General features: G+C 38.3%; 13 protein-coding genes. 10 read left to right on the forward strand and 3 right to left on the reverse strand.

Annotated features, from left to right (window positions below):
* Positions 1-81 precede the first annotated feature (81 nt).
* The gene (locus TOL5_RS07400; RefSeq protein WP_121775632.1) at positions 82-1,596 is read right to left on the reverse strand and encodes a PLP-dependent aminotransferase family protein; all 1,515 of its coding nucleotides are present in this window, start codon (positions 1,594-1,596) and stop codon (positions 82-84) included.
* A gap of 416 nt (positions 1,597-2,012) precedes the next feature.
* On the opposite strand from TOL5_RS07400, the gene TOL5_RS07405 reads away from it, so the two are divergent.
* The 7 genes from TOL5_RS07405 to aguA all read left to right on the forward strand — a co-directional run bounded on the left by TOL5_RS07405 (position 2,013) and on the right by aguA (position 11,945).
* On the forward strand, positions 2,013-3,740 hold the full coding sequence (locus TOL5_RS07405) for an amidohydrolase (protein ID WP_121775634.1): 1,728 nt from the start codon (positions 2,013-2,015) through the stop codon (positions 3,738-3,740).
* A gap of 158 nt (positions 3,741-3,898) precedes the next feature.
* Positions 3,899-4,654: a TorF family putative porin gene (locus TOL5_RS07410; RefSeq protein ID WP_121775882.1), complete on the forward strand. Its 756-nt coding sequence runs from the start codon at positions 3,899-3,901 to the stop codon at positions 4,652-4,654.
* Between the two features lie 333 nt (positions 4,655-4,987).
* The gene (locus tag TOL5_RS07415; protein WP_046761507.1) at positions 4,988-6,247 is read left to right on the forward strand and encodes a Zn-dependent hydrolase; all 1,260 of its coding nucleotides are present in this window, start codon (positions 4,988-4,990) and stop codon (positions 6,245-6,247) included.
* A gap of 77 nt (positions 6,248-6,324) precedes the next feature.
* The gene (locus TOL5_RS07420) at positions 6,325-7,725 is read left to right on the forward strand and encodes an aminotransferase (protein ID WP_121775585.1); all 1,401 of its coding nucleotides are present in this window, start codon (positions 6,325-6,327) and stop codon (positions 7,723-7,725) included.
* A 190-nt stretch (positions 7,726-7,915) separates the two neighbouring features.
* Complete coding sequence (locus tag TOL5_RS07425; protein ID WP_221260688.1) at positions 7,916-9,331, forward strand: aldehyde dehydrogenase family protein; 1,416 nt, start codon at positions 7,916-7,918, stop codon at positions 9,329-9,331.
* 103 nt (positions 9,332-9,434) lie between these two features.
* A complete protein-coding gene (locus TOL5_RS07430) occupies positions 9,435-10,763 on the forward strand; it encodes an APC family permease (protein ID WP_151781002.1) in 1,329 nt (442 codons plus the stop codon).
* Between the two features lie 96 nt (positions 10,764-10,859).
* Positions 10,860-11,945 carry an agmatine deiminase gene (gene aguA, locus TOL5_RS07435; RefSeq protein ID WP_100885580.1) on the forward strand — a complete coding sequence of 362 codons (1,086 nt, stop codon included), beginning with the start codon at positions 10,860-10,862 and terminating at the stop codon, positions 11,943-11,945.
* Between the two features lie 100 nt (positions 11,946-12,045).
* Here aguA and TOL5_RS07440 read toward each other — a convergent pair whose 3' ends face one another.
* Together TOL5_RS07440 and TOL5_RS07445 are read right to left on the reverse strand one after the other, a co-directional pair.
* The gene (locus TOL5_RS07440; protein WP_121775588.1) at positions 12,046-13,062 is read right to left on the reverse strand and encodes an ABC transporter substrate-binding protein; all 1,017 of its coding nucleotides are present in this window, start codon (positions 13,060-13,062) and stop codon (positions 12,046-12,048) included.
* 3 nt (positions 13,063-13,065) lie between these two features.
* On the reverse strand, positions 13,066-13,653 hold the full coding sequence (locus tag TOL5_RS07445; protein WP_121775589.1) for an ANTAR domain-containing response regulator: 588 nt from the start codon (positions 13,651-13,653) through the stop codon (positions 13,066-13,068).
* Positions 13,654-14,103: 450 nt separating this feature from the next.
* On the opposite strand from TOL5_RS07445, the gene TOL5_RS07450 reads away from it, so the two are divergent.
* From TOL5_RS07450 to nirD, 3 genes are read left to right on the forward strand one after another with little or no spacing between them, the layout of a single operon-like run.
* Positions 14,104-15,483 (forward strand): MFS transporter, encoded by a 1,380-nt coding sequence (locus tag TOL5_RS07450; RefSeq protein WP_042085968.1) that lies wholly within the window; start codon positions 14,104-14,106, stop codon positions 15,481-15,483.
* Positions 15,484-15,529: 46 nt separating this feature from the next.
* Positions 15,530-18,076, forward strand: a complete 2,547-nt coding sequence (gene nirB / locus TOL5_RS07455; RefSeq protein ID WP_121775590.1) for a nitrite reductase large subunit NirB — start codon at positions 15,530-15,532, stop codon at positions 18,074-18,076.
* A 17-nt stretch (positions 18,077-18,093) separates the two neighbouring features.
* Positions 18,094-19,719 (forward strand): nitrite reductase small subunit NirD, encoded by a 1,626-nt coding sequence (nirD, locus tag TOL5_RS07460; protein WP_121775591.1) that lies wholly within the window; start codon positions 18,094-18,096, stop codon positions 19,717-19,719.
* The last annotated feature ends 112 nt before the right edge of the window (positions 19,720-19,831 follow it).

Raw genomic sequence — 19,831 nt, forward strand, 5'->3', positions numbered from 1 at the left:
TATACCTAAAACATATACCCACTTTGTATTTGAGCATTCAAAAATTTAGTTAGCCTGTTATAAAATTATTTTTTGATTGAGTTATACATTGATTTTTGGAACATTTGAATGAACACCATTTTCAATTAAACATTGTCGTAAAATACTAAATGTAAAAGTCATATCTTGTTCTTGAACACAAGCAAAACCAAGTAATAACCCTTGCTGAATAGGTGTATGAGTACCTGAATAATATTGTGAAAGTGGACGAACATTAATACTGCGAGAAAGTGCTAATCTGCAGATTTCAACATCATTCGCATGTTCAGGTAATTTAAGAACCAAGTGTAAGCCTGCATCATGATTATATTCATGTAAAAATTCTTCACCTAAATAACGATGAATCAATTCAATCAGGTATTTGTGCCTTTTAGCATAAAATAAACGCATACGACGAATATGTGCAGCATAATGACCTTCAACAATAAATTCAGCCAAAGCCTGTTGTGTCAATAAGTGTCCTCCCCGATATAGTTCTGCTGATATTGTTCGGAGGGGATGTACAAGTTGTTTAGGAACCACCATATAACCAATACGAAGAGCGGGATAGATCGTTTTACTAAAGGTTCCTATATATATGACGGGTGTATTTTCTTCTAAACCTTGCAATGAAGGATAAGGCTGACCTGAAAAGCGAAATTCACTGTCATAATCATCTTCGATGATCCAGCTATTGTACTTCTTTGCGATATCCAGCAATTTTCTTCGTCTCGATAAGCTTAAATGTGAGCCTAATGGATATTGATGTGAAGGCGTAACAAAAATCAATCGAGGAGTGATCTGGGGTTGTTCTTTCGGGATAATCCCCTCAGCGTCTACAGGAATTGGGGTAATAGATAAACCATTGATACGAATAATGTTTTTTGCACCCCAATAACCTGGATCCTCAATCCAAACCTCATCGTTCAAATCACACAAGGCACGAGATATAAGATCAACAGCTTGATGAATACCTTCTGTAATAATAATTTGATCAGTTTCACAATTGACTGAACGAGCAATCTTTAAATATTCAGCAAGCGCCTGTCGCAATTCAATACATCCACCTGCATTACTATAGATCAAATTTGAGATTTCAGGCTGGCGACTGAGGCGTGATTTAATACGATTAAATTCAACATGTGGAAATTCAGTGACATCAGGTACACCAGGAACAAAAGCACCCCATTGATAAGGGGATGCAGCTGCATGTTCAAGTAAGCCTACAGCACGGTCAGAAAGTGTAAAATTTGGCTCAATTTTGGCTGTTGAGATGGAAGTAGATGTTGAACCAACCTCAATATAGTGATCTGGTAAGGTTTCAGATACCCAAGTTCCGCGTCCGGTATGCGCTTGTATATAACCTTCAGCTCGTAATTTTTCATAAGCATTTAATACAGTATTACGTGAAACATTAAGTTCATTTGCTAAATCGCGTGAAGCTGGAAGGCGAGTATTGGGTAAAAGAACGCCTTCTAAAATAGCATCTCTCAAACAATTAAAAACTCGAGTGGGTAAAGTACCTCCACAGGTTTCTTGTAAATGTTGTAATAGATAGTCTGCTAATAGCGTATGCAATTGACTCTCTCCTTGAGCCCTAAAATGGTCTCTTTATTTGTTATAAAAGATACGCATTAATTCAAAATTATGCATTTGCGTGTTGTTTCCATATCGTTTGTTTAAAGCTATTTAAAATGCCGAATATTTTATTATTTTTATAATACAGCCATTAAATGGATACATAGCATATTGCAATAAATGTTCGTAAACAGCAAGCAAACTCTGGTAGTGTTGAAATAATACATTATCCAAGTCATCTAATTTTGCTGTTTTTCTATTTCATTATTGAGTACATAATTGGAGCGCTTTAACTGGCTTATCTTTTTGATGGTTTAAATGGTACCCATTATTTAATTAAATTGGTTCTCGGTTTTATTTCCAAATTAGTGACAATAAAAGACATAAATAAAAATATGGAAGATGGAAATAAAATGATGAAAAGTAAATCATGGCTAAGCCTAAGCCTCTGTCTCATGTCAGTTGCCACTCATGCGCAAGAAAGTCAGGTTGATGTCATTGTGATTAATGCTGATATTCGAACTTCTAATCCAGCTCAACCTAAAGCACAGGCTTTTGCAGTCAACAAAGGTAAATTTATAGCTGTTGGAAATAATGCTTTTATTAAAAATATGGCAACACAGAAAACGAAGATTATTGACGCAAAAGGCAAAACAGTGCTTCCAGGGCTGACGGATGCGCATACTCACTTATTAGGCGGTATAGAGTTGTGGCAGGGAGTAGATCTATTTGGTATTAAAGACCGTAAACAATGGTTCAAAATAATTGCAAAACGAGATAAAGAATTAGCAAAAGGCACTTGGTTAGTTGGAGGTCGTTGGGATGTAAGTGATTTGGATGACCCGAGTATGCCAACTCGTCAAGAACTAGATGCTATAGTCCCAGATCGACCAGTTGTATTACAGGATATTGATTACCATACAGTGTGGTTGAATAATAAAGCTATGCAATTATTGGGAATTGATAAAGATACACAGGCACCACAAGGTGGTGAAATTATTAAAGATTCTACAACAGGAGAACCAACTGGAATTTTTAAAGAAACAGCGGCTAATCAACTGGTTTTGTCACATCCTTTATATACAGCAGCCATACTTTCTGGGAATGATGCAATTCCAACTTTGCATCAGATCGTCGCACATTTTAATAGTTTAGGAATCACTTCTGTACATGATATGTGGGCTGAATTAGCAACAGTTTATACAACACTAGCTGATTCACAAAAGCAATTACCAATGCGTATTCACTTTGGGTTAATGGTCGCAGATGACCAAGCAAATTTAATCCAGTTACAGCGTTATGCTAAACAACGTGATGAGCTCAATCAACGATTTATAGAAAGAGAAAAACAGTGGCAGAATGGACCCACGTTCCGTTTTGGATACATGAAATATTTTGTTGATGGTACTTTGATGAGTTATACGGCTGCACTGAATAAACCATATTCAGATCGTCAACATTTTAATATTGATCCTATAACTTCACAGATTAAGCTCAATGAATTAGTAAAAAATACGAATGAAGTTGGATTTCCTGTTGCTATTCATGCAATTGGTGATAAGAGTGTTGATATTGCTTTAAATGCAATTGAAAGTACATCAAAGCATCTCCAGATGGCTAATCGTATTGAACATATTGAAGTTATTTCTAAGGTTGCTACTTCCCGTTTCGCTGAATTAGGCGTGGTTGCGTCAATGCAACCTGATCATGCTATTGCTGGAAATTATCAAGAATCTCGACTTGGTGCAGACAGGCTACCATACAGTTATGCTTGGAAAACATTATTAAGCTATGGTGCGTCAATGGTTTTGGGAAGTGACTGGCCGACGGCTCCTGAAAATCCAATGATTCAACTCAGTGATGTGATATTCAGAGAGTACAATGGTAAGACACGTTATAGCGATGATGCTTTAAGTCTAGACGAGGCTTTATATGCATATACACAAGCACCAGCGAATATCGCTGGCTGGGGGAATGAGATTGGTAGTATTAGTGTTGGAAAATGGGCTGATTTCTTGATTTTACAAGATACACTAAAATTACCATTAAATAAGAATATTAGAGATTGGAAAGTAATTCAAACTTGGTTTGCTGGTCAGAAGGTTTTTGATAGACAACTAAAACTAAATAATACCGAAAAATAAAAAAGCCAATCGGCTTTTTTATTTTTAAATGATTGTTTAAGTAATTTTAAGTGAGTATTTAAATGGTACCCATTATTTAATTAAATTGGTTCTCGGTTTAATTTTTAAATGAACGAAAATAAAAATTCAAAATAATTATCGACTCAAGGAATAAGTCAATGATAAAAAATACAGTGATGCTTGGGGTTTTCGCATCAACAATTGTCTCAAGTCTTAATGCCAAAGCGATTGAGGATAAGATATTAAAAGATCAGTTTGTGATCAGTGGCTCACTTTCATTTTTAACAGAATATTATTGGCGAGGAGCAACGCAAACACAAGGTAAACCTGCAGTTCAAGGTATTCTAAGAATGGATCATGATACAGGTGTATATGCACAAATTTTTGCATCAAATATACAGCTTGGAATTGGAAGTAGTTTAGAGTTTGATTATTTTCTTGGATATAATTATTCACTCAATGATCACTTAAAATTAAATTTACAGTATTTGGATGTGAACTATCCTGGCAAAGACAAAACTTTGCCACAGGTGGATTTTGAGGAATATTCACTCGGGTTAGCTACTTCAGATTTATTGCGTAGCGATGATCAACTGGACTTTTCGTTTTATTATTCACCTGACTACACTTTAGAAACGGGGAAAATGTTACGTTACGAAGCGGGTTACCGCTTTCCAATCAATGCAAAGTGGGGAACTTATACTCAAATTGGATATAATAAATATTCTAGTCTAGATGCGTATGCACGACTTTGGGACACGGATAAAAAGAAATATTTTTACGACTATAAAGTTGGAGTTGACTTAAGCTTTCAGAATTTTATTTTTGATTTGTATTATGCTGATGCAAATATAAATAAAGCTTTATCAAATGCAGATTCTACTGTGGTGTTTAGTTTAATTAGGATATTTTAAATAGGTGATAAATATAATATGGTTTAAAAATAATGATTTTATTTGCAAGCTTATGGATGGGTTGATTTTATATTTTTGTGTGAGAAATGACTCAAGAATGAGTTGGTTGATTATAAGATTATTTTAATTTTTTATATTTTCTCAATAGTATTTTATATGCTAAATAGTGTTTTAGTGCCAGTTAATTACACGTTTGTAATATATTTTTTTTGCTTGTTATTTTTAAATTGGTTCCTAAAAATGTAATGGAATTGGTACTCGTTTTTAAACTAATTATCTTTCAAAGTACATATTAAGCTAATTCTAAAAATATTTAAAAAGGATGAATAAAAAATGAGAGTAAATGCAGAGCGATTATGGCAAATGCTGATGGAAATGGCAAAAATTGGCGCCACTGACAAAGGTGGAAATACACGTCTTGCACTGAGCGATCAGGATATTTCTGGACGAAACTTACTTTTAGAATGGGCAAGAAAAATTAATCTTTCAGTACATTATGATGAAATAGGGAATCTAATTTTACGCCGTTCAGGTCAAAATGATGAGCGATTGCCCATTGTAATGGGAAGTCATTTAGATACTCAACCTAAAGGTGGACGTTTTGATGGTATCTATGGTGTTTTAGCTGGAATGGAGGTATTGCAACGGCTTACAGAGGAGAACATCACAACATCTCATCCGCTTGAACTTATCGTGTGGATGAATGAGGAAGGGGCGAGATTTACACCAGCGATGATGGGCTCAGCGACATTTGTTGGAATATTACCTAAACAACAAGCCTATGATACGACTGACAAACATGGTATCTCAGTATATGAAGAGCTCATACGTACCCAGCAATTGGGTAAATATCCGTTGGCGCGCCCATTTCAAGCCTATTATGAAGCCCATATAGAACAAGGACCAGTGTTAGAAAACAATCAAATTGCAATTGGTGTTGTGACTGGTGGACAAGCGATTCTTTGGTTAGATGTCGAGACCAAAGGTAAAGCTGCGCATGCAGGCACCACGCCTATGAATATGCGCAAAGATACCATGGTGGGTACTGCTGAAATGATTGTTGCATTAGAGCAACATATTTTAGAGAAGTTTCCACAAGGCTTAGTGACCTTTGGTGAAATGCAAGTTGCAAACTCTTCACGCAATACTATTCCGGGGCATCTTCAATGGACCATTGATTTACGTCATCCAGAGGATGACATATTAAAGGCAATGGAAGTTGCAACGCGTAACATCTTACAGTCATTCGCTATTCAAAGAGGCTTAGAGCTTCGGATTTCACAGCATTGGCTCAGTCCAGCCACTTATTTTGATGCTATGTGTGTTGGTACGGTTCAAGATGCAGTAGATCAACTGGGTTATAGCCATCAACCGATTGTCAGTGGTGCAGGTCATGATGCAATTAATATTGCAAAACATTGCCCAACCACCATGATTTTTATTCCTTGTATTGGTGGTTTAAGTCATAACGAAGCTGAGGACGTGCATTTCAAAGATGCAAGCCAAGGAGCTGATGTTTTACTCAATGCAATTCTAAATTATGACCAAAAGTGTGCAGGATCAATGCGACAAAAACAAACAGAAGCAATTTAACAATTCTAACAAGACGCAAAATGTAAGAAATACAGGATTTTAAAACGAAGTATTTTGATGAAAAAGGATAGATCATTATGAACTCTAAATTACCCGTTGCAATCGATATTCAAGAGATTTGGCAAAAAGATAAAGATCATGTGATTCACCCATGGACAGATTTTTCGACCTTTCAAGATGAAGGTTGTTTAATCATGTCTAAAGGTGAGAATGCTTATGTATATGACGCTCATGGTAATAAATACCTTGATGGTATAGGTGGATTATGGTGTGTCAATATTGGCTATGGTCGAAAAGAAATTGCAGATGCGGTTGCCGAACAAATCATGCAATTGCCTTACTATTCACCATTCGGTCATCAAACCACAGTACCCGCTGCAAAACTTGCCGCAAAGTTGGCTGAGTTGGCACCTGGAAATTTAAATCATGTCTTTTACGGCTGTGGTGGTTCAGTCGCAAATGATACGGCGGTGCGTTTAATTCACCATTATTTTTATCAAATTGGCAAACCTTCTAAGAAAAAATTGATTGCTCGTAAAGATGCTTATCATGGCAGTACTTATATCAGTATGACACTTACTGGAATCGAAGCAGACCACGTTGGATTCGAAATTCATAATGAACTGGTTCATCACGTTTCCTGCCCAAATCCATACCGCAAACCAGCATCACAGTCGATAGAAGATTTTTGTGATGAAAAAGTCAAAGAATTAGAAGATACAATTTTAGCATTGGGTCCAGATAATGTCGCAGCTTTCTTTGCTGAACCTATTATGGGAGCAGGGGGAGTAATTGTCCCGCCAGAAGGTTACCACGTTAAAACTTTGGCGATTTGTAAAAAATATAATATTTTATATGTCTCGGATGAAGTGGTTACTGGATTTGGTCGTCTAGGTCATATGTTTGCTTCTGAAGCCGTTTTTGGCATTGTCCCAGATATTATTACCTGTGCAAAAGGTTTGTCTTCAGGATATTTGCCTTTAGGCGCGACAATTATTTCAGATGAAATTTATGATGCGATAAGTAAACCACATCATGACGGAGGATTATTGACGCACGGTTTTACTTACTCAGGGCATCCTGTCAGTTGTGCAGCTGCGCTTAAAAATATTGAAATTATTGAAAATGAAAATATTTGTGAACATGTCCAAGATATGGGCTGCTACTTCGAAGAACAATTGAAGACTTTAGATGATCTAGAAATTGTAGGAGAAGTACGTGGTAAAAAATTCATGATGTGCATAGAAAATTTACGTGATAAGCAAACTAAAGAACTATTTGATCGTTCTGTAGGTGTGGGGAAGCGTATTGCCAATCATTGTCAAAAACTCGGTTTAATTGTACGTCCTGTAGGACATATGAATGTCTTATCACCGCCATTAATTTTAACACGCGAACAAGTTGATTTTATTGTGCAAACTCTACGACGAGCAATTCAAAATACGATTCAGGAATTAAAGTCTGAAGGCTATTTATAAATATATCGTTGTTTTTCAATTTTATTGGTCGATCAACCTGTCCAAAGTGAATGTTGATCGCCCAATGTGAACATGCTAAAGAAGTAGCGCGAAAAACGTAAAAATAACAACTAATTGAATGATTTATAGTTTTTAAAAAATACCAAAAAGTGAATGCCTAAAAGTGTATCGAAAAATGGAGAGTCAGCAGATGCAGAATTATATTAATGGAAGGTGGCAAAACACCACAGGAACATCAGAAATTGAACTGATCAATCCCTGCAATGAACAAGTGCTAATGCGCTATTTCACTGCTTCGACACAAGATGTAGATGCTGCTGTATTAGCCGCTCATCAAGCGTTCCATAGTTGGAGTTTGACTACACCTTTAGAAAGAGCAGATTGGTTAAACAAAATTGCGAACCAACTTGAAAAAGTACAATCTAAATTGATTGAACTTTCACATTTAAACAACGGTAAGTCATCTGAACAGGCACGAGTTGATATTGAAAACAGTATTCATTGCTATCGCTATTATGCAGATTTAGTTCAAAAAATAGCATTTAGCCAAATTACGCAGTGTGAAGATGGGACTGAATTGATCCATCAAAAAAATCCAATCGGTGTTGTTGCACTCATCACACCATGGAATTTTCCTTTAATTACCAGTGCATGGAAAATTGCGCCTGCACTTGCTGCTGGTTGTACTTTGGTTTTTAAGCCATCTGAGCTTGTTCCTTTACCTGAATATGAATTCACAAAGATGCTAGATGAAATCCAGTTTCCACAAGGTGTGTTTAACTTAATTTTAGCTGAAGCGGTTGCTGCACAACATTTAGTTGCCCATGATGAAGTTAATAAAGTCTCGTTCACTGGAAGTACAGAAGTTGGGATACATGTTATGCAGGCAGCCGCTCGATCAGTCAAACGTGTCACTTTAGAGCTTGGGGGAAAATCACCCATTTTAATTTTACATGATGCAGATTTGGATGAAGCAGTAGATAAAGCATTAGGCGGGATGTTTTATAACAGTGGTCAAATGTGTTCAGCTACTTCGCGTTTATTGGTACATCAGTCGATTGCAGATCGCTTTTATCAAAAGTTCAAAGCAGCTGTTGAATCCATGACTCTAGGCGCTGATCTCGTTGGACCTTTGAGTATGGGACCAATCACCACGCAGAAACAATTGAACAAGATACAAGAGTATTTAATGATTGCGCAAAATGAAAAACTGCAATCTTTAATTGATTTGAATCAAATTCAGTTGCCGAAATTAGGCTTTTTTATCAAACCTCATGTATTTATCGATGTGCCTACAGAAAGCAGACTTTGGAAAGAAGAAATTTTTGGACCCGTAATCTGTTGTCGAACATTCGAAAGTGAAGACGAGGCAATCCACTTAGCCAATGATTCAGATTTTGGTTTGGCTGCGACCATTATAACGGGTTCAGTTGCGCACGGTAAAACGCTTGCCAAGCGACTACGTTCAGGTCACATCTGGATTAATTCTTTTCAAATGATTCAACCCAACTCGTTATGGGGTGGATTCAAAAAAAGTGGTATTGGTCGAGAACTTGGAGAGTCTGGTCTCAGCGGTTATTTAGAAGAAAATGTGATCACAATTTAGTTTTTTAACACGTACCTGATTGAGAAAAGGACTTCTCTTTCAAGTACTCGATAGTCAATAAAAATCTACAAAAAGTATTTGCACGAATACAGGAGAAATATGCATGGAAAGCGAGAATAATCATAGAGGGCTTTCACTTTGGCAAGTCGTTGTGATCGGTGTGGCCTATATGGCACCCGCAACAGTGTTTGATACCTTTGGTATCATTTCAAGAGTCACTGAAGGTCGTGTACCTTTAGCTTATATGTTGGCATTGATCGCAATGTTGTTAACGGCTTTTAGTTATGCCCGTTTTAGTCGGTCTTCGCCAAAATCAGGTTCAGCCTACACTTATACCACTGAAACTTGTGGTAAGACGGCAGGTTTCTTTGTAGGGTGGTGCTCACTCATCGATTATCTATTGATTCCCCTCGTCAATGTTTTATTGGCATCATTTTATCTCAATGCCTTGATACCAGACGTATCTTACACGGGATGGGTCATCATCATGGTGGGACTTCTCACCTTGATTAATAGCTTTCGCATTAATATTCTTGCGAATTTTAGTTTTGTATTCATTGCTGCAACACTTTCAATGATGTTGGTTTTTATCTTTTTGGTTGTAACTGGGATTGGCAAATCAGAGGGGTATAGCCGTGTGATGACTTTAAGACCGCTTTTTAATGGTCATTCTGAATACCTGACCATACTGACCGGTGTTTCTTTGGTGTGTTTTTCTTATTTAGGTTTTGATGCTGTATCTACGTTGGCACATGAGAGCAAGAACCCAACCAAGACGATTCCTAGAGCAATTATGCTCACCACGTTATTGGGTGGTGTTATTTTTATTACAGTTTCATGGTTTGTTCAATTGTCATTTCCAACACTTGAGCAATTTAAAAAGCCAGATGAAGCATTACCTGAAATTGCTTTGTATGTGGGTGGTGTACTCTTTCAGTCAGTATTATTGACAGTACAAATTATGAATGCCTTTGCTTCAGGTTTGGCATCGCATGCCAGTGCTTCACGTTTGCTCTATATCATGGGGCGAGATGGAGTATTCAATAAAAGGATATTTGGTTCGGTAAATGCAAAATTAGGTACACCACTATATTCAATATTTTTTGTGGGTATTGTTTCTTTATTGGCGATTGTTATTGATTTAGCAACAGCTGTTAGCCTAGTGAGTTTTGGTGCCTTAATCGCTTTTACCATGGTGAACTTTTCAGTATTTATGAAGTTTTTTGTACTTCGTAAAGAGCGCGCAGGATTTAAAAACATTTTCTTGAACTTATTACTTCCTATGGCTTCAGTGTTGTCATTATTAGGGTTGTGGTTGCATTTAGAAAAATCTGCGTTGGAATTTGGTGCAATGTGGTTAGCTGCAGGAGCTTTATTATTGCTTTATAAAAAGTTGAGAAAGCAACCGATTTCTTTTGGGGCAACCACCTAAAATACTTAAACTCAAAACTTTGAAAGATTTAAAAATGAAAATTGAATTAGATGAATCATTATTTCTAAGGATGAAATTGTCGTGGATAAACAGAATATGGAACACAAAATAAATACACCGACTCAAGATGGTTTTCATATGCCAGGCGAATGGGACACTCAAGAAGCTGTATGGATGATTTGGCCATACCGTACAGATAATTGGCGTGCAAATGCTCAACCTGCGCAACATGCTTTTTCCCATGTTGCGAAAGCAATTGCTCAAACAACGCCAGTTTTTATGGCAGTACCAAGGGCTGAAATGGATAAAGCACGTGACCTCCTAACAGATCAGGTGGTGCTTGTTGAGATGGAGAGTGATGATGCATGGGCACGTGATATTGGTCCGACAATTGTGAAAAACATACAAGGTGAAAGGAAAGCAATTGACTGGGTATTTAATGCTTGGGGAGGAGAAAATGGAGGGTTATATTGCCCTTGGGATCGAGACCAGTTAATTGCAAGAAAAATTGCTGATATACATGGTTTTTCCACATATCCAACGCCTTTAGTGCTTGAAGGTGGTGCAATTCATGTTGATGGGGAGGGCACACTTTTGACTACAGCAGAATGTTTGTTACATCCAAATAGAAATCCTCATCTTAGCCAACATGAAATTGAGAAAATATTGACAGAATGTTTAGGTGTGACCCATTTTATCTGGCTACCTTTAGGTGTTTATAATGATGAAACGGATGGGCATGTCGATAATATGTGCTGTTTTGTTCGTCCTGGAGAAGTTGCTTTACATTGGACAGATGATATAAATGATCCGCAATATCTTCGTTCAGTTGCAGCATTAGAGGTGCTTAAAAATACCAAAGATGCTCAAGGAAGAAGCTTAAAAGTTTGGAAATTACCAGCACCCGGTCCACTCTATACTTATGAAAGTGAAACGATTGATATCGAAAAGGGAAATGCAATTGAACGTTTTGAAGGAAATCGTTTGGCTGGTTCTTATGTGAATTACTTGATAAGTAATCAACAGATTATTTTCCCGTTACTCGACCATAGGACTGATGAACAAGCGAAAGTGTTATTTCAAAAGATGTATCCTGACTATCTCATTACTGGTGTTCCTGCACGAGAAATTTTATTAGGTGGAGGAAATATTCACTGTATTACCCAACAGATTCCAGCTTAAAACTTATTGGAACAGCTATATCATTTTCTGATATAGCTGTTATTTCAGCATATAAATTTATAGTTAAAAACGACTTCGTTGTAGCGGTAATTCTATACATTCAATTAATAATATTTTTAGATGAAGTATTACTTTCTTTTCCTACACATTGAACAGCAATTGCTTTAATTTGTGATTGATCCAATTTTAAATTTTCCCACGCACACATCTGTTGCAATATCCATTCAAAATCTTCAGCTTTGGGTGCATCTTGCATTCCAAAAGATCGAATAATATTTTGAATCTTATAAAAGGCTTGGGTATGAATCAAATCAGAACAATTAAAACGGATAATTTCACTGCGTTCTAACATATCCCAGACCAGTTGTAGAGATTCAAGTGATCTCAAGTCTTGTTGTGCTTGTTGGATGGCAACTTCAAGTGCATGTAACGTATGAGGATGTGTTTGTGCCCATTCTTGCGTCGTTGCTAAAACTTTGTCTGCAACTTCAGGAATAATTTGCTTGCTTTCCGCAATGACCAGACCATGACCTTGAATTTGTGCTTGAATATTCCAAGGCTCACCAACACAAAAGCCATCAATCAGTTGAGTTGAAATGGCATCAACCATATAAGGTGGGGGGAGCGTTAACAGTTGATGTGTTTTTGCAATGTCTAAATCTGCCAAAGCTAACCATTCTCTTAAGCAATAGTGGTGAATAGACTGTTTAAATACATGCGCCAATTGGATTTGATGACCTAGTTTGATTGAATCAACAATTTTCCTTGCAGACTGTTGTGGTGTGTCTTGAGCAGAGATGTCTAAATCATAACAGAGCTTTTGACTGAGACTGATAAATGCGCGATTGGTGCTGAGTACTAATGTGCTTTGTAAAGGAATTCCCAATTGATCATTGCCTGTTGCAGCGGCTGGAAGCATTGCCGATAAACAATGTGCTGCATCTAAAAGACCAAAAGCCAAACGGTCACGCAGACTTGCCCAAGATGGCTCTTTGACCAATGTGACATTTAAACCTTGCGCCGTGAAATAGCCTTGATGCTGTGCCCAAAGGATTGCGGTACAGTCCAATAGTGGAATATAACCTAATTGAATATCAGTTTTTTCAAGTGCTTGCATAGGTTATTCCTTAAATTGGGATTGAAGCAACGCTTGAGCTTCAATTAATTTTCGTGCCATTTCGCCCATTGTCATGCGATGACTCATGGCATTTTTACGCAATAAACTGAATGCTTTTTCCTCTTCGATTTGATGCATGTGCATCAACATTACTTTGGCTTTTTCAATATCTTTACGGTCTGCAAGTTTGCATTTGGTCTCGTTTAAATCTTTGAGCAATTTTTTGTGTTTTTTAAATTGTTCGATTGATATCTCTAAGATACTTTCTAATTTTTCAGGATCGATTCCATCCACGATGTAGGCAGTTACACCTGCTTCAATGGCACTTTTTATGGTGTCTTTTTGCGAATTTTTAGTAAATAAAACAGTCGGCAAATCAAACTGACTGACGCAACTTTCGATGATGTCGCGATGAGGATGATCCATATCGAGCAAAATTACATCAGCATGTAACTGTTGTAAGTCTGTACTATTTAAATGGTCAATTATTAGGCAAGCAACAACCTCGAAGCCATGTTCGATTAACGATGATCTGATAAAAGATGCGCGTTCTATATCATCATCAATGAGTGCAATTTTTAATTTTGACATGCAACGACTTGAGTGTGTCTAGAGAAAAAGATTCACTCAATAATAAGCAATTAAGATGCCAATTTTTTTACAGCACTCTGACTTGTTTATGGATGATGGATTGGTTTGTGGATGATGAATTGGAAAAAGGGAAAAATAAAATGCACTCTATTGAAGCAAATCGCATTCTAAACATGCATGTGCAATGAATACAAAGGGGAGATTAGTGTTTAAGTCTTTATATTTTAATTCTGAAGTCATGATTATTTTTATTTAATAAAACCTAAAGGAATTAAATTAAATTTAAAAACAGTGGTTTAAAAATATTGGCACGAACTATGCTTATATCTGAGCAAGTCAAAGAAGACTTTCAAAATTTGTAAGACGGCCAACGACGTCCGTTCTGATCGTTACTGATATGCCTTGTGCATAGCAGCAACTTGTATGCGTTCAGTTCAGGAGATCGAAGCTATGTCTTCAAATTTAGATGCTAAAAAAGCAACAAAAATTAATCTGTTTAGTTTCAGCAGCGCAGCAATGCGAGCCTTCCATATGAGTTGGCTCGCTTTTTTTGTCTGTTTTTTTGCATGGTTTGCCTGTGCACCTTTAATGCCTGTGATTGCGGGTGAATTTCATTTAACCAAAGATCAAATCGCCAATATCAATATTGCTGCTGTTGCCATCACTATTTTAGTCCGTCTGATCGTTGGACCCTTATGTGATAAATACGGTCCACGTAAAACGTATACGGCATTGTTGATTATCGGCAGTATTCCAGTATTTGGCGTGGCTTCTGCAAATAGTTATGAGTCCTTTTTATTTTTTCGATTATTGATTGGTGCAATTGGTGCCAGCTTTGTCATCACGCAATACCACACCAGTATCATGTTTGCCCCAAATGTCGTAGGTACAGCAAATGCAACAACCGCAGGTTGGGGAAATGCAGGTGGTGGTGCAACTCAAGCATTGATGCCGTTGATGCTCGCTGCATTAGTTATGTTTGGTGTAGAGCAAGCGATGGGGTGGAGAGTTGCACTGGTTGTACCGGGTGTGCTGATGCTGATTGTTGGAGCGATGTACTGGAAGTTCACGCAAGATGCACCACAAGGGAATTTTAAAGAACTCCGTGCACAAGGACTACAGGTAGGCAGTGACAAGAAAGGCGGTATGGCGATTTTAATACATGCTGCAAAAAACTATCGAGTGTGGATCTTATTTGGTGCTTATGCAGCATGCTTTGGGATAGAAATTTTCATCCATAACATTGTCGCAATGTATTACGTAGACCATTTTAAATTTGGTTTAAAAGAAGCAGGAATGGCGGCAGGTATCTTTGGTTTATTGGCACTCTTTGCACGTGCCTTCGGTGGCATTGTTTCAGACAAAGTTGCGACCAAGAAAGGTTTAGACGGGCGTACGAAAGTGCTGTTCGCCATGATCTTGATGGAAGGTGTTTTTCTCATCGTGTTTTCACAAATGAATACAGCGATTTTAGCGATCCTTGCAATGACAGTATTTGCTTTATTTACCCATATGGCTTGTGGTGCAACCTATGCACTGGTGCCATTTATCGATCGTGATGCATTGGGTGGTGTTGCTGGAATCATTGGTGCTGGTGGAAATGTGGGCGCAGTCGCAGCGGGTTTTTTATTAAAAGGCATGTTGGATATTCAAACCACATTGATGGTATTGGGCGGTTTAGTGGTGATCGCTGCAAGTTGTGTGTTGATGATCCGCTTCTCAGTTGAACATAAAGAGAAAGAGCAAAAGTTATTTGAAGCCGCTGTACTTGAACGCAATAGCATGGAACAAAATGCGACCACAAGTATAAAACACAACAGTGCGGCTTAATTGAGTCACAAATAACAAAAGCAAAAGTGAATTGAGGAGAATGAAGATGAAACTTGTCATGATTGGTCATGGAATGGTTGGACACAAATTTATTGAATCTGTGTTAGAGCATGCGGGTGATGAAATTGAAATTACGATTTTGGCAGAAGAACCACGCCTCGCTTATGATCGGGTACATTTAACAGAATATTTCACTGGAAAATCAGCAAAAGATTTAACGCTTTGTCGCACAGACTTTGCTGATGCTTATGGCATAGATCTTCGTTTAAGTACCAAGGCCATCGCAATTGATACAGTCAATAAACGTATCACCACCAATCAGGGAGATGTCATTGCCTATGATAAATTGGTACTTGCCACAGGCTCTTATGCATTTGTCCCACCTATTCCGGGAAATGAGCGTGAAAACTGTTTTGTCTATCGAACCATTGACGACTTGGATGCAATTCGAGCAGCGAGTTTAAATGCCAAATCAGGTGTTGTTATTGGTGGTGGTTTGCTTGGTCTTGAAGCAGCAAAAGCTTTAAGAGATTTAGACCTTGAAACGCATGTGGTTGAGTTTGCACCTCGTCTTATGGCTGTTCAAATTGATGATTTAGGCGGTAAGGTTTTACGGGCAAAAATCGAAAATCTGGGTGTAAAAGTACATACCCAAAAAGCCACTTCTGCGATTGAAGCAGGTCAAAACAGCACGCACTTGATGAAATTTGGTGATGGCTCTGAACTAGAAACAGACATTATTTTATTCTCAGCAGGAATTCGCCCACGTGACGAATTAGCCCGTCAAAGTGGTTTAGTGTTGGGGGAACGTGGCGGTATTGTGATTAATGACTATTGCCAAAGTTCCGATCCAGACATTTATGCGATTGGTGAATGTGCATTATGGAATAATAAAATTTATGGTTTGGTTGCGCCTGGTTATGATATGGCACGTATTGCAGCCAAACACGTGATGCAACAAAGTTGTGGTGCCTTTGCTGGTGCAGACATGAGCACCAAGTTAAAACTGATGGGAGTAGATGTTGCATCCGTGGGCGATGCGCATGCTATGACACCGAATGCTTTAAGCTACTTCTACGCAGATGAAGATGCGATGGTTTATAAAAAAATCGTCGTCAATGCTGAGAAAACACAATTATTAGGTGCAGTACTGGTGGGCTGCGCCAAAGAATATAATGATTTATTGCAAATGATGCTGAATGGCTTGGCTGTTCCAGAAAATCCAGAAAGCTTAATCATGCCGGGATATGCTCAGTCTGCTGCTAAAGCAGGCGGGAGTGGAGTCGATCTATTGCCTGATAGTGCCACTATTTGTTCGTGTAATAACGTATCTAAGGCAGATATATGTCAAGCAATCGCTGATGGTTCGACTTCATTAGGTGCGTTGAAAAAATGCACCAAAGCTGCAACGGCATGTGGTGGCTGCGCACCTTTAGTTACACAAGTTTTAAAATCAGAGTTACAGCGTCAAGGCGTCACAGTCAATAACCATCTTTGTGAGCATTTTGCTTACTCTCGTCAAGAGCTGTATCACTTGGTTCGGGTCAATAAAATTAAAAGCTTTGATGATTTGATTCAACAGCATGGACATGGTTTGGGCTGTGATATTTGTAAACCAACAGTCGCCAATATTTTAGCCTCATGCTGGAATGATTTTGTATTGAAAGCAAATCATGCTGGACTGCAAGACAGCAATGACTATTATCTGGGCAATATCCAAAAAGACGGCTCTTATTCTGTCGTACCACGTATGGCAGGTGGTGAAGTAACACCAGATGGTTTAATTGCCATAGGTCAAATTGCTAAAGAATATGGTTTATATACCAAACTTACAGGTGGACAACGTGTTGATATGTTTGGTGCGCAAGTGCATCAATTACCTGAAATTTGGCAAAAACTAATTGATGCAGGTTTTGAGTCTGGACATGCCTATGGAAAGTCATTACGAACAGTAAAGTCATGTGTAGGCAGTACATGGTGCCGCTATGGTGTCGATGATTCTGTAGGTTTAGCAATTTTTCTTGAGAACCGCTACAAAGGCTTACGTTCACCACATAAATTAAAAATGGCGGTTTCAGGCTGTACTCGTGAATGTGCAGAAGCACAAAGTAAAGATGTGGGAGTGATTGCAACTGAAAAGGGTTGGAATCTCTATGTCTGTGGAAATGGTGGAATGAAACCACGCCATGCCGAATTACTGGCTTCAGATTTAGATACGCAAACTTTAATTCAATACATTGACCGATTTTTTATGTTCTATATCCAAACAGCCGATCGTTTACAACGTACTTCAGTGTGGCGTGACAATATGGAAGGTGGTTTGGATTATCTAAAAGATGTGGTGATACATGATTCTTTAGGCATTGCGACAGAATTAGAGCGCCGTATGAGCCATGTGGTTGGAACTTATCAAGATGAATGGCGCACTGCAATTGAAGATCCTGAAGTTCGTAAGCGTTTTGTGACATTTATCAATGCCAAGTCGCAACAACAACAAGACCCACATATCCAATTTGCAGAGGTTCGTGGACAAATTCGCCCTAAAACACAAGCGGAACGTGATCTTAGTCGTATTCCTGTAGTTGAAGCTTAAAGAAAAGGGAGAGTCTCATGACAATTTTAAAAGAAATGAATGAATTAGATTGGTTGGATATTTGTGCTTTGGACGATATCACACCGAATACTGGTGTCGGTGCTTTGTTAAATGAGCAACAAGTGGCAATTTTTCGTGTAGGGAATGAAAAGCGAGTATATGCGCTCAGTAACCAAGATCCATTTAGCCAAGCATTTGTAATGTCACGTGGAATTATTGGTGATCTTCAAGGTGAGCGTGTCGTAGCTTCACCCATCTACAAGCAACATTTTAGTCTCGCCACAGGACGTTGTTTAGAAGACAAAGACCAAAAGTTGTTGGTCTTCCCAAGCAAGATTGAAGATGGTCGAGTCTGGATTAGCCCAACGCCACAAAAAACCTATATCACTAACAATGGCATGACTCAGGAAAAAATGAAGCTGGTTTTGATTGGCAACGGTTTAGCAGGGATGCGTTGCTTAGAAGATCTGTTGGATATGGCACCTGAGCGCTACGAGGTCACGGTGATTGGTGAAGAACCATGGGGGAACTATAACCGAATTATGCTGTCACCTGTTTTATCGGGAGATAAAACGATAGAAGACATCATGTTACACCCACATGCATGGTATGCCGATAAAAATATTCGTTTCATCGCAGGTGATCCAGCCGTGCGTATAGATCGCCCTCGTAAGCAGATCTACACCCAAAAAGGTTTAATGGTGGATTATGATCGTTTGATTTTGGCCACAGGTTCTAAACCATTTATCCCACCTGTTCGAGGTTCTGATCTCAAAGGAGTATTGAGTTTTCGTGACATTTATGATGTCAACAAGATGCTTGAATATTGTCAGTCCAAACGCAATGCGGTGGTGATTGGTGGTGGCTTATTGGGCTTGGAAGCTGCTTATGGATTAAAACAACGTGGCATGAATGTCACAGTTTTACACTTGATGGATCGTATTATGGACCGTCAATTGGATGCCAAAGCCAGTCAAATGTTGCAAACAGCAATCGAGCAAAAAGGTATTTCAATTATCACGCATGCCAATACAGAAGAGCTGTTGGGTGAAGATGGTCATGTCAGTCAAGTGCGCTTAAAGGATGGCACGATATTGGCTGCCGATTTGGTTATTTTTGCCGTTGGTATTCGTCCAAATATGGCTTTAGCACAAAGTGCAGGATTACGTTGCAATCGCGGTGTGTTGGTCAATGACACCATGCAAACCTATGACCCGAGTATCTATGCTGTGGGTGAGTGTATTGAACATCGCCAGCAAACCTTTGGTTTGGTTGAACCACTATGGGGGCAAGCCTTTATCTGTGCATCACATTTGGCAGAGCATGGCAGTTTGACTTTTAAAGCACCCACTGTTCCAACTCAACTTAAAGTCAGTGGTTGTGATGTTTTCTCCGCTGGACGTATTGATATCGAAAATAGCCAAGAGAATGAAGGCTTTGAAGATATTGTGTTGAATGATGAAAAACGACAAATCTATAAACGCATTATTATTCAAAAAGACCATGTTGTGGGTGCGGTGTTATTTGGAGATACAGAGGACGGTGCATGGTATGCAGAGTTGATTGCTGATCAAACTCCGATTTCTGCAATTCGCAATAAGCTACTATTTGGTCGAGATTTTGCATTGAAAAAAGCAGGCTAATTTTATTCATGATTTTATCCCACCCACGCTGTATATGGCGCAGCTCAAGTGTTGTTTAAGGCAATTACAGCATTTAACTTCTCTGATTTTGAATACTTCGTTATGAACGAAT

The organism is Acinetobacter sp. Tol 5 (genome assembly GCF_019702905.1).
Lineage (GTDB): Bacteria > Pseudomonadota > Gammaproteobacteria > Pseudomonadales > Moraxellaceae > Acinetobacter > Acinetobacter bereziniae.